Raw genomic sequence first — 12,360 nt, 5'->3', positions numbered from 1 at the left:
GTGTCCTCTCCGCTCGACTCCGCCGGGTGGTAAGTGAAGGATCGGTGACGAAGGTTGCGGGGGCAGTGCGTGCCGGGTGCGCGACGGTTGCGGTTTCCGGTGTGTGGCCGAATCGTGTCTTCGGCCGGGACCAAGGTCCCGGCGCGGGCGCGGTACGCGCGGGCCCGCCCCGGCCGGTGGGTCCCTCGGGCGATCCGCCCCGGTCAGCGGCCCGCGGGCTCCGGTGCCAGATAGCGGTAGCCCACGCCCCGTACCGTCTCGATCGGCGCGTCCCGCCCCGTCGTCTCCGTGATCTTCCGGCGCAGCCGCAGCACCGCGTATTTCACCCGTGAGGGATCGCCCTCGTCCGCCACCTGCCACACGGTGTCCAGAAGCCGTTCGGCCGAGAGCACCCGGCCCGCGTTGCGGGCGAGCACGCTCAGCAGCGCGAACTCGATCGGCGTCAGCTCCAGCGGATGCCCCCACAGCACCGCCTGGTGGGTGCCCGGATCGAGGACCAGCCTGCCGTCCGCCAACCGGGGCGGCGCGTCCGTGCCGGTTCCGCCCCGCCGCAGCCGCGCCTCCAGCACCGGTTTGCGCAGCTCGCGGGGCGTCTCGGGCGTCAGGTAGTCGTCCGCGCCCGACCGCAGCGCCCGGATGGCGTCCGGCAGCCGGTACACGGTGTCCACGACCACGACCGGCACCTCGCACATGGCCCGCACCCGGCGCAGCACCTCCCAGGGGTCGAGGCCCGGCAGCCGGAGGCTGAGGAGCATCCCGTCCGGCCGGTGCTCGTACAGGGCGCGCAGGGCGCTCTCCCCGGTGTGGGCGGCGAGCGTCCGGTAGTCCTCGTCGGCCGACAGGTCGCGCAGGACCGGATGCGTACCGGCCGGTGCGGCGATCAGGATCAGGGGCGGGGGGCGCACGCCCACCACCATGCTCCCCGGCCGCCCGGCCGGCGGGCACCCGCCCTCCCCAGGCGATTCGCGTCAGCGCCGGGCGCTGCGTCGGATGTCGGCCCCCATCCGTAGACTGGCCCCGTGAGTGATCCCCGCCCTTCCGACAGGCACGACGCGTCCGAGTCCGACGACACCTTCGCGGAGATCGTCGACGCAGCGACCCAACGCGACCCCGACCTGGCGGTGATCGAGGCCGGGAGCCGCACCCTGCGCACCCGGTCGGGACCGCCGCAGGGTGACGGGGTCCCCACGCGGCCCACCGACCCCGAGGTCGACAAGGCCCTGCGCGAGGTCGAGCGGGAGCTCGCCGGACGCTGGGGCGAGACCAAGCTCGAACCCTCCGTGGCCCGGATCGCGGCCCTGATGGACGTGCTCGGCGAGCCGCAGAGCGCGTACCCCTCGATCCACATCACCGGTACCAACGGCAAGACGAGCACCGCCCGCATGATCGAGGCGCTGCTCGGCGCCTTCGAGCTGCGCACCGGCCGCTACACCTCGCCGCACGTCCAGTCGATCACCGAGCGGATCAGCCTGGACGGCGCGCCGATCGAGGCCGAACGCTTCGTCGAGGCGTACCAGGACATCAAGCCGTACGTCGAGATGGTCGACGCCCAGCAGCCGTACCGACTCTCTTTCTTCGAGGTGCTGACCGGCATGGCGTACGCCGCGTTCGCGGACGCCCCGGTCGATGTCGCGGTCGTCGAGGTCGGCATGGGCGGCAGCTGGGACGCGACCAACGTCATCGACTCCTCGGTCGCCGTCGTCACACCCATCTCCCTGGACCACACGGACCGGCTCGGCTCCACCACGGGCGAGATCGCCGGCGAGAAGGCCGGGATCATCAAGCGGGGCGCCACGGTCATCCTGGCGCAGCAGCCGGTCGACGCCGCGCAGGTGATGCTGAAGAAGGCCGTGGAGGCGGACGCCACCGTGGCCCGCGAGGGCATGGAGTTCGGCGTCGTCTCCCGGGACATCGCGGTGGGCGGGCAGCGGCTGACGCTGCGCGGACTCGGCGGTGAGTACGAGGAGATCTTCCTCCCGCTGTACGGGGCCCACCAGGCGCACAACGCCGCGGTGGCGCTCGCCGCGGTCGAGGCGTTCTTCGGGATCGGCGCCGAGCACACCGGCCCGCTCGACCACGAAACGGTCCGCGCGGCGTTCGCCACGGTGCTCTCGCCGGGCCGCCTCGAAGTCGTACGGTCCAGCCCGACCGTCGTCCTGGACGCCGCCCACAACCCGGCCGGGGCGCGCGCCGCGGCCGACGGCGTGTCCGAGGCGTTCAGCTTCTCCCGGCTGATCGGTGTGGTCGGCGCCAGCGACGGCAAGGACGTCCGGGGCCTGCTGGAAGCCTTCGAGCCGATCCTCGCCGAGGTCGTCGTCACCCGGAACTCCAGCGACCGGGCGATGGACGCCGACGAGCTGGCCGCGATCGCCGTCGAGGTCTACGGCACCGACCGGGTGCAGGTCGAGCCGCGTCTCGACGACGCGCTGGAGGCGGCGATCACCCTCGCCGAGGAGGAGGACGAGTACGCCGGCGCCGGAGTCCTGGTGACCGGTTCGGTGATCACGGTCGGCGAGGCCCGGCTGCTCCTGGGAAGGGGCTGACCCCATATGCGTACGCTCTGCGCCTCGACACTGATCGGCGAGTTCTTCGTGATCGGGTTCGCCGGTCTGGTCGCCATGAAGTCCGACGACCTGTCGTCGGGCACGGTCTGGACGGTCTGCGGCATCGGCATGGTCCTGTCCGTGCTGCTCTGCGGGACGCTCGGCCGCCCGGGCGGCATCCAGCTCGGCTGGGTCCTCCAGATCGCCCTCGTGGCCAGCGGTTTCTTCGTCCCCATGATGTTCGTCCTCGGCCTGGTCTTCGGGGCGCTGTGGTGGACGTCGGTGCACTACGGCCGCAAGATCGACGAGGCGAAGGCGCGGTGGGCGGCGCAGGAGGCGGCCGGGACGTCCCAGGCGACGGGCGGCTGACACCGACGAGGCCGCGCACCGGGCGGGCGGCCGAAGCCGGCGCCGGGCCGGGCGGCGGTCCGGGTGCTCCGGGTGCCGGGCCGCGCACGGCCCCTTGTAGCCTCGGGACATCGCATTCGCCATTGCCCGCAAGGAGCCGTACATGACCCAGCGCACGCTCGTCCTTCTCAAGCCGGACGCGGTCCGACGCGCACTCGTGGGCGAGATCATCGGCCGCATCGAGCGCAAGGCCGGCTGGAAGATCACCGCGCTGGAGCTGCGCACGCTCGACCAGGACACCCTGGAGCAGCACTACGGCGAGCACAAGGGCAAGCCCTTCTACGAGCCGCTGGTCGACTTCATGGCCTCCGGCCCGGTCGTCGCGCTCGTCGCCGAGGGTGAGCGGATCATCGAGGGCGTCCGTACCCTCGCCGGTCCCACCGATCCGATCGCCGCGGCGCCCGGGTCCATCCGGGGGGACTTCGGCACGGTCACCCGCGAGAACCTGATCCACGCGTCGGACTCCGAGGAGTCCGCCGAGCGCGAGCTGAAGTTGTTCTTCCCGGGGATCTCCTGACCCCCGATCAGCCGAACAACGCTCGCGACCCGGGGCGACCGAAGTAATTCGGTCGCCCTTCGGCATATGGTCGGGGTTCCCGGGAACGCATCCCACCGACGCAACGTCACCCTTAACGGGACGGGCACCCGTTCCGCCCGTACAGGCGCAGGACCCTCGCGCTGTGTCCGTGCATACGGCACTACGATGGAAGCTTCCACGCCCACAGCGCTCACCTCGCCTACCTGAAACAAGCCATCATCGCTTCACTTGGGAAGGCCCGACGCATCCTCATGGGGAACAAGGGGAACTCAATGTCGTTCATCGGCCGTGACATGGCTGTCGACCTCGGGACCGCCAACACGCTGGTGTACGTCAGGGGTCGCGGCATCGTCCTCAACGAGCCGTCGGTCGTCGCGATCAACACCAACACCGGTGGCATCCTGGCGGTCGGCGCCGAGGCCAAGAAGATGATCGGCCGTACGCCGGGCAACATCGTCGCCGTACGGCCACTGAAGGACGGCGTGATCGCCGACTTCGAGATCACGGAGCGAATGCTCCGCTACTTCATCCTGAAGATCCACAAGCGTCGTTACCTGGCCCGTCCGCGCGTCGTCGTCTGTGTGCCCTCGGGCATCACCGGCGTCGAGCGCCGCGCCGTGATCGAGGCGTCGACGCAGGCCGGCGCGCGCCAGGTGCACATCATCGAGGAGCCCATGGCCGCGGCCATCGGCTCCGGGCTCCCCGTCCACGAGGCCACCGGCAACATGGTCGTCGACATCGGCGGCGGCACCACGGAGGTCGCGGTCATCTCGCTCGGCGGAATCGTCACCGCCCAGTCGATCCGGGTCGCGGGCGACGAGCTGGACAACGCGATCATCCAGCACATCAAGAAGGAGTACTCCCTCCTCCTCGGTGAGCGGACCGCCGAACAGATCAAGATCACGATCGGTTCCGCGTACGACATGGACACGGACGAGCACACCGAGATCCGCGGCCGTGACCTGGTGTCCGGGCTGCCGAAGACCGTCGTCGTGTCGGCCGCCGAGGTCCGCAAGGCGATCGAGGAGCCGGTCAACGCCATCGTCGACGCGGTCAAGACGACGCTCGACAAGTGCCCCCCGGAGCTGTCCGGCGACATCATGGACCGCGGCATCGTCCTCACCGGCGGCGGCGCGCTGCTGCGCGGACTGGACGAGCGGCTGCGCCGCGAGACCGGCATGCCGATCCACATCGCCGAGGACCCGCTGGACTCGGTGGCGCTCGGTTCGGGCAAATGCGTCGAGGAGTTCGAGGCGCTTCAGCAGGTGCTCGACTCCCAGCCGCGCAGGCACGGCAGGTAGCAGAACGACCTGTTCCGCCGCGCGGGTGTCGTTTCCCGGCGCGGCGGGACGTCGGCACACCATGACAGCGGCACACCGGTATGCCGGTATGCCGATGTTTCGAGTTTCAGAGAACCGTATTCCGACGAGGAAGGCACGGCCGCCGCACGTGAGGGACACACGAGAGAGCCGGCTGCTCCTGGTGCTGCTGATCGCCATCGCGTTCGCACTGATCACCGTGGACATCCGCGGTGGCGAGGAGTCACCGGTGGACGGCGCCAGGCACGCCGCCGCGACGGTCTTCGGACCGGTCGAGAACGGCATGGCGGCAGCGGTGAACCCGGTCGGCAACGCCATCGGGGCCGTACGGGACTCCGGTGAGCGGCACGACCGGATCGCCGCGCTGGAGCGCGAGAACACCGAGCTGAAGACCCGGCTCGGCAGCGACGACCGCAACGCCAGCAAGATCCGCCAGCTCGACAGCATGCTGAAGAAGTCGGGCGCCGGACAGTACGGCATCAAGGCCGCCGAGGTCATCGCCATAGGGTCCGCGCAGGGCTTCTCCTGGACCGTCACCATCGACGCCGGGAGCAACGACGGACTCAAGCGGGACATGACCGTGCTCAACGGCGACGGACTCGTCGGCCGCGTCACCACCGTCGGCCCGCACACCGCGACCGTCCTGCTGGCCAACGACCCGGACTTCACCGTCGGCACCCGGATGGAGAAGACCGACGAACTGGGCTTCGCCACCGGCCAGGGCGACCGCCCGCTCGCCGTCCAGCTCCTCAACGGCAAGGCCAAGGTCAAGAAGGGCGACCGGCTGGTCACCTTCGGCTCCAGCAGGGACAAGCCGTTCGTCCCCGGCGTGCCGGTCGGCGAGGTCGTCCGCGTCGACCCCTCGGGCGGCGATCTGACCAGGACGGTCTACGTCCGCCCGTACGTCGGATTCACCAAGCTCGACATCGTCGGCATCGTCGTCGAGGCACCCCGCAAGGACCCCCGCGACACGGTCCTGCCGGACAGGTCGGCCAAGCCGAAGCCCACCCCGACGGTCACCGTCACGGTCACCCCGTCGGCGAACGGCCGGCCCCCGGGCGCCGACACGGACACCGACACCACCGGCACCACGGGCACCGACAACACCGGCAGCGATACCGGTGACAACGCGGCCGACGAGCAGGAGTAGGGCTTCCCATGCGTCTCAACCGGACTCTGCTCGCGATCGTCCTCGTCGTCGTCGCCCTGGTCGTCCAGGTCTCCGTCCTCGCCCGGCTCCAGCTCCCCGGCGCCGTCCCCGACCTGCTGCTCCTCGTCGTCGTCGGCCTCGCCCTCGTGTACGGGCCCGTCAGCGGCTGTCTCGTCGGCTTCGGCGCCGGCCTGCTCGCCGACCTGGCACCACCCGCCGACCACGCCGCCGGACGCTACGCCCTGGTGCTCTGCGTGATCGGCTATCTTGCCGGACTCGCCCGCCCGGACAACGGCCGGCTCACGTCGGCGCTCGGCCCGATGGCCGTCGTCGTCGGAGCGGCGGTCGGCTCGACCCTGCTGTACGCGGGCGTCGGCGCCCTCGTCGGCGACACCGCGGCCCGTCACGTCGGCATGGTCAGCCTGCTGATCACCGCCGTGATCTACGACCTGCTGCTCGCGCCGTTCACCGTGCCGCTGATCATGGCGCTCGCCCGGCGCACCGAGAACGACCCGGTCACCGAGTCGTCCGGCGGCGCCAACGACGTCGCGTCCGGCTGGCTCTCCGCCTCCGGCACCGGGCTGAGCATCGGCGGCCAGCGCGGCGGACTGCGCGTCAAGGCGGCCCGCAACCGCGCCGCCCGCGCCGGAAGGATCAAGGGAGTCAAGCGCCTGTGAGCCCGCACCCCTCCGGGACCCGCCCCACCACCACCGGGGGCGCCCCATGAGCAACATTCCCGAGACCGGCCGCACCCCACGCGTCCGCATCCGTCTCGTCGTCATCCAGGTCCTCGTCTTCTCCCTGCTGCTGACGCTCGGCGGACGGCTCTGGTACCTCCAGATCCGCAACGGCCAGGAGTACACCGACGAGGCCAAGAACAACCACGTCCAGCAGGTCGTGCAGCCCGCGGTCCGGGGCGCCATCCTCGACGCCCGGGGCGTCCCGCTCGCCGACAACGAGACCCGCCTCGTCGTGTCCGCCAGCCGCACCGAGCTGCTGAAGATGAAGGACGACGGCAGAGGCGTCCTCACCCGGCTCGCCGACGTCCTCGGCATGAAGCCGCAGGAGGTCATGGACAAGGTCCGGCTCTGCGACGCGAAGACCCCGCAGCCCTGCTGGAACGGCTCGCCGTACCAGCCGATCCCGGTCACCGACGAGGCCACCACCCAACAGGCCCTCCAGATCCGCGAGCGCGCCGAGGACTTCCCCGGCATCACCGCCGAACCCACCGCCGTACGCCGCTATCCCTCGCCCGCCAAGGCGAACGCCGCCCAGGTCCTCGGCTACCTCTCGCCCGTCACCGACGAGGAGATCACCAAGGCCCAGGACAGCGACTCCCCGTACCTCCGCTCCGACCAGGTCGGCCGCTCCGGCCTGGAGCGCACGTACGACAAGGAACTGCGCGGCAAGGCAGGCGTCACCCGCTACGAGGTCGACAACCTCGGCCGCGTCATCGGACAGGCCCGGAGCGACAAGGCCGAGGCCGGGGCCAGCGTCGTCACCTCCATCGACGCCCGCGTCCAGAACGTCGCCGAGTACGAACTCAACGAGGCCATGAAGACGGCCCGCAAGGAGTTCGACAAGAACACCGGCGAGAACTACAAGGCGGACTCCGGCGCCGTCGTCGTCATGGAGGCCGGGACCGGCCGCGTCGTCGCCATGGCCTCCCTCCCGGACTACGACCCCAACTCCTGGGTCGGCGGCATCTCCGGCAAGGACTACGCCGCCCTCACCGGCAAGAAGTCGAACTTCCCGCTGCTGAACCGGGCCATCCAGGGCCAGGCCGCACCCGGCTCGATCTTCAAGGTGATCTCGTCGACCGCGGCCGTCAACGCCGGCTACCCGTTCGACGGCAACTACCCCTGCCCCAGCTCGTACTCGATCGGCAACCAGGTCTTCAAGAACTTCGAGTCCCAGGGCTACGGCGACATCACCATCGGCAAGGCCCTCGAAGTCTCCTGCGACACCGTCTACTACGGCATCGCCCACAAGGAGTGGCAGAAGGACGGCGGCAACAAGCCGAAGGCCCACCCGGGCGACTGGTTCTTCAGGACCGCCCACCAGTTCGGCCTCGGCAAGGAGACCGGCATCGACCTCCCCAACGAGGTCTCCGGCCGCGTCCCCGACCGCCAGTGGAAGGAGAACTTCTTCAAGGCGAACAAGGCCGCGTGGTGCAAGCAGGGCAAGAAGGACGGCACCTACGTCGAGAAGATCGCGTACGAGAACTGCCTCGAAGGCGACAAGCTGCGCGCCGGTGACTCCGTCAACTACTCCATCGGCCAGGGCGACACCCTGGTCACCCCGATCCAGATGGCCACCATCTACAGCGCCATCTCCAACGGCGGCACCCTCTACGACCCCAGCGTCGGCAAGGCGATCGTCAGCGGCGACGGAAAGACCGTACGGGAGATCCGGCCGAAGTCGCACGGCAAGCTCCCCTTCACCGGGGACACCCGCGACCGGATAGACGAAGCCCTCGCGGGAGTCGCGACCCGCGGCAGCGCGGCCTGGCGATTCGGCGGCTGGCCGCAGGACAGAATCCCGATGCACGCCAAGACGGGTACGGCCGAGGTCTACGGCAAGCAGACGACCTCGTGGTTCGCCACGTACACCAAGGACTACTCGATCGTCATGACGATCTCCCAGGGTGGTACGGGCTCCGGCGCCTCCGGGCCCGCCGTCCGCAACATCTACAACGCCATCTACGGCCTCGACGCCACCGGCAAGCAGGACCTCAAGCGGGCGCTGCTGCCGAAGCCGCAGAAGGCCCTGCCCAGAATCCAGCCGGACGGCTCGATCGACGCCCCGGCCGTCAAGCCGTACGACCCGAACTCGCGGAAGCCGTCCGCACCGCCCGGGGAGCAGCCGCTCGCCGGACCGCTGACGTCGAGGAGGGACTGATGGCGGGCTTCTCCGTCCAGCGGTACGCGCCCGAACGCTCCTCCTGGGGCAAGCTCACCGCCCGCGACTCCGTCGCCCGCCGGCTCGACTGGCCGCTGCTCGCCTCCGCGCTCGCGCTGTCCTTCATCGGGTCGCTGCTGGTCTGGTCGGCGACCCGGGGCCGTGACTCGCTCACCCACGGCGACCCGTACTACTTCCTGTTCCGGCACGCCCTGAACACCGGCATCGGGCTCGCCCTGATGATCGGCACGATCTGGCTCGGCCACCGCACCCTGCGCGGCGCCGTCCCGGTGCTGTACGGGCTGTCGGTGCTGCTGGTCCTGACGGTCCTCACCCCGCTCGGCGCCACCGTCAACGGCGCCCACGCGTGGATCATCATCGGCGGTGGCTTCTCCCTCCAGCCGTCCGAGTTCACCAAGATCACCATCATCCTGGGCATGGCGATGCTGCTCGCCGCCCGGGTCGACGCGGGGGACCAGGCCCACCCGGACCACCGGTCGGTCGCCAAGGCCCTCGGCGTCGCGCTCATCCCGATGGCCGTCGTCATGCTGATGCCGGACCTCGGGTCCGTGATGGTCATGGCCGTCATCGTGCTGGGGGTGCTCCTCGCCTCCGGTGCCTCGAACCGCTGGGTCTTCGGACTGCTCGGCGCGGGCGCCGCGGGCGCCGTCGCGGTCTGGCAGCTCGGGCTGCTCGACGACTACCAGATCGCCCGCTTCGCGGCCTTCGCCAACCCGGCGCTCGACCCGGCGGGCGTCGGCTACAACACCAACCAGGCCCGCATCGCCATCGGTTCCGGCGGCCTCACCGGCACCGGGCTCTTCCAGGGCACCCAGACCACCGGCCAGTTCGTCCCCGAACAGCAGACCGACTTCGTGTTCACCGTCGCGGGCGAGGAGCTGGGCTTCCTCGGCGCCGGACTGATACTGGTGCTGCTCGGGATCGTCCTGTGGCGCGCCTGCCGGATCGCCCGCGAGACGACCGAGCTGTACGGGACGATCGTGGCGGCCGGGATCATCGCCTGGTTCGCCTTCCAGGCGTTCGAGAACATCGGTATGACGCTCGGCATCATGCCGGTGGCGGGGCTGCCGCTGCCGTTCGTCTCGTACGGAGGGTCGTCGATGTTCGCCGTGTGGGTGGCCATCGGGCTGCTCCAGTCGATCAGGGTGCAACGGCCGATAAGCGCATGACCCGGGCCCCCGGCCGGGGGCCCGCAGGGCCGTCCGTGCGACGGCGTCGCGGGTCCGGGCGCCGGGGTACGCTGAATGGTCCGCCCTGCCAGCTGATGAGAGACACCACATCGATGCCTGTCGAGTCGGTCTTCCCCCGCCTGGAAGCCCTCCTGCCGCATGTGCAGAAGCCCATCCAGTACGTCGGCGGTGAACTGAACTCCACCGTCAAGGACTGGGACTCGTGCGACGTCCACTGGGCGCTCATGTACCCGGACGCGTACGAGGTCGGTCTGCCCAACCAGGGCGTCATGATCCTCTACGAGGTGCTGAACGAACGCGAGGGCGTCCTCGCCGAACGCACCTACAGCGTCTGGCCGGACCTTGAGGCGCTGATGCGGGAGCACGGTGTCCCGCAGTTCACGGTGGACAGCCACCGCCCGCTGAAGGCGTTCGACGTCTTCGGGCTCAGCTTCTCCACCGAGCTGGGCTACACCAACATGCTCACCGCCCTGGACCTCGCGGGCATCCCGCTCGACGCGAAGGACCGCGGGACGGACGATCCGATCGTGCTCGCGGGCGGCCACGCGGCCTTCAATCCGGAGCCGATCGCGGAGTTCATCGACTGCGCGGTCATCGGCGACGGCGAACAGGCGGTCCTGGAGATCACCGAGATCGTCCGGGCCTGGAAGGCCGAGGGCAGGCCCGGGGGCCGTGAGGAGGTGCTGTTCCGCCTCTCGAAGACGGGCGGCGTCTACGTCCCGCGCTTCTACGACGTCGAGTACCTGCCCGACGGCCGGATCGGCCGGGTCGTGCCCAACAGGTCGGGCGTGCCGTGGCGGGTGTCCAAGCACACCGTCATGGACCTCGACGAATGGCCGTACCCGAAGCAGCCCCTCGTACCGCTCGCCGAGACCGTCCACGAGCGGATGTCCGTCGAGATCTTCCGCGGCTGCACCCGCGGCTGCCGTTTCTGCCAGGCCGGCATGATCACGCGCCCCGTGCGGGAGCGAAGCATCACCGGCATCGGCGAGATGGTGGAGAAGGGCCTCAAGGCGACCGGCTTCGAAGAGGTCGGCCTGCTGTCCCTCTCCTCGGCGGACCACTCGGAGATCGGCGAGATCGCCAAGGGCCTCGCCGACCGGTACACCGACGACAAGGTCGGCCTCTCGCTGCCGTCGACCCGGGTCGACGCGTTCAACGTCGACCTGGCCAACGAGCTGACCCGCAACGGCCGCAGGTCCGGCCTCACCTTCGCCCCCGAGGGCGGCTCGGAACGGCTGCGCAAGGTCATCAACAAGATGGTCTCGGAAGAGGACCTGATCAGGACCGTCGCCACCGCGTACGGCAACGGCTGGCGCCAGGTGAAGCTGTACTTCATGTGCGGCCTGCCCACCGAGACCGACGAGGACGTCCTCCAGATCGGCGACATGGCGGTCAGCGTCATCGCCAAGGGCCGTGAGGTCTCCGGCCAGGGCGACATCCGCTGCACCGTCTCCATCGGCGGCTTCGTCCCCAAGCCCCACACCCCGTTCCAGTGGGCGCCGCAGCTGAGCGCCGAGGAGACCGACGCCCGGCTGGCGAAGCTCCGCGACAAGATCCGCGGCGACAAGAAGTACGGCCGCTCGATCGGCTTCCGCTACCACGACGGCAAGCCCGGCATCGTGGAGGGCCTGCTCTCCCGGGGCGACCGCCGGATCGGGTCCGTCATCCGCGCCGTCTACGAGGACGGCGGCCGTTTCGACGGCTGGCGCGAGCACTTCAGCTACGACCGCTGGATGGCCTGCGCGGAGAAGACCCTGCCGGGCTTCGGGGTCGACGTCGACTGGTACACCACCCGCGAGCGGACGTACGAGGAGGTCCTGCCCTGGGACCACCTGGACTCCGGCCTCGACAAGGAATGGCTTTGGGAGGACTGGCAGGACGCGCTCGACGAGACCGAGGTCGAGGACTGCCGCTGGACACCGTGCTTCGACTGCGGGGTCTGTCCGCAGATGGACACGAGCATCCAGATCGGACCGACGGGCAAGACGCTGCTGCCGCTTGAGGTCAAGCAGTAGCCGTGACCAGCGGCGATGCCGTCCAGAGGATGGCTGAGACGCTCGCTGGCATGAGCGAGGCGGAGCGTACCGAGATCCTTCGAGGGCTCGGGACGAAGGAGCGCGAGCAGGCTGCCCGCCCTGTGCGGCGTACGCCGCTCCCCGCTCCTCGGCAAGATCCGGGCATCGTCTCGGCGGTCGAGTGGCTGTAGCTGAAGAGAGGCGTCCGGGCCGTAAGGGTCCGGGCGCCTTGTGCGTGGCGCCGATGAACAGCATCGGGTCGGATCGGGGTG

General features: G+C 70.1%; 11 protein-coding genes. 10 read left to right on the top strand and 1 reads right to left on the bottom strand.

The genetic code is table 11. The annotated features are described in order from the left end of the window. Positions 1 to 203 precede the first annotated feature (203 nt). Complete coding sequence (locus PZB75_RS08245) at positions 204 to 905, bottom strand: response regulator transcription factor (protein ID WP_275534641.1); 702 nt, start codon at positions 903 to 905, stop codon at positions 204 to 206. Positions 906 to 1,019: 114 nt separating this feature from the next. On the opposite strand from PZB75_RS08245, the gene PZB75_RS08240 reads away from it, so the two are divergent. The 10 genes from PZB75_RS08240 (at position 1,020) to PZB75_RS08195 (ending at position 12,279) form a co-directional block, all read left to right on the top strand. Then, the gene (locus PZB75_RS08240; RefSeq protein WP_275534640.1) at positions 1,020 to 2,543 is read left to right on the top strand and encodes a folylpolyglutamate synthase/dihydrofolate synthase family protein; all 1,524 of its coding nucleotides are present in this window, start codon (positions 1,020 to 1,022) and stop codon (positions 2,541 to 2,543) included. 6 nt (positions 2,544 to 2,549) lie between these two features. Further along, the gene (locus tag PZB75_RS08235; RefSeq protein WP_275534639.1) at positions 2,550 to 2,912 is read left to right on the top strand and encodes a DUF4233 domain-containing protein; all 363 of its coding nucleotides are present in this window, start codon (positions 2,550 to 2,552) and stop codon (positions 2,910 to 2,912) included. 142 nt (positions 2,913 to 3,054) lie between these two features. Continuing rightward, positions 3,055 to 3,468: a nucleoside-diphosphate kinase gene (gene ndk, locus PZB75_RS08230; protein WP_275534638.1), complete on the top strand. Its 414-nt coding sequence runs from the start codon at positions 3,055 to 3,057 to the stop codon at positions 3,466 to 3,468. Between the two features lie 293 nt (positions 3,469 to 3,761). After that, positions 3,762 to 4,790, top strand: coding sequence for a rod shape-determining protein (locus PZB75_RS08225; protein WP_275534637.1), 1,029 nt, complete (start codon positions 3,762 to 3,764; stop codon positions 4,788 to 4,790). 148 nt (positions 4,791 to 4,938) lie between these two features. Further along, entirely contained in the window at positions 4,939 to 5,958 is a 1,020-nt protein-coding gene (gene mreC, locus PZB75_RS08220; protein WP_275534636.1) for a rod shape-determining protein MreC, read from the top strand. A gap of 8 nt (positions 5,959 to 5,966) precedes the next feature. Further along, positions 5,967 to 6,635, top strand: coding sequence for a rod shape-determining protein MreD (gene mreD, locus PZB75_RS08215; protein ID WP_275534635.1), 669 nt, complete (start codon positions 5,967 to 5,969; stop codon positions 6,633 to 6,635). Between the two features lie 46 nt (positions 6,636 to 6,681). Beyond that, positions 6,682 to 8,859, top strand: a complete 2,178-nt coding sequence (gene mrdA, locus PZB75_RS08210) for a penicillin-binding protein 2 (protein WP_275534634.1) — start codon at positions 6,682 to 6,684, stop codon at positions 8,857 to 8,859. Then, a complete protein-coding gene (gene rodA, locus PZB75_RS08205; RefSeq protein ID WP_275534633.1) occupies positions 8,859 to 10,049 on the top strand; it encodes a rod shape-determining protein RodA in 1,191 nt (396 codons plus the stop codon). Before mrdA ends, rodA begins: the two co-directional genes overlap by 1 nt. A 113-nt stretch (positions 10,050 to 10,162) precedes the next feature. After that, a complete protein-coding gene (locus tag PZB75_RS08200) occupies positions 10,163 to 12,088 on the top strand; it encodes a TIGR03960 family B12-binding radical SAM protein (protein WP_275534632.1) in 1,926 nt (641 codons plus the stop codon). Positions 12,089 to 12,138: 50 nt separating this feature from the next. Next, positions 12,139 to 12,279 carry a hypothetical protein gene (locus PZB75_RS08195; RefSeq protein WP_275534631.1) on the top strand — a complete coding sequence of 47 codons (141 nt, stop codon included), beginning with the start codon at positions 12,139 to 12,141 and terminating at the stop codon, positions 12,277 to 12,279. The last annotated feature ends 81 nt before the right edge of the window (positions 12,280 to 12,360 follow it).

It is taken from the genome of Streptomyces sp. AM 4-1-1, from assembly GCF_029167625.1.
Classification (GTDB): domain Bacteria; phylum Actinomycetota; class Actinomycetes; order Streptomycetales; family Streptomycetaceae; genus Streptomyces.
This window is presented reverse-complemented; position numbering and strand designations above follow the sequence as displayed.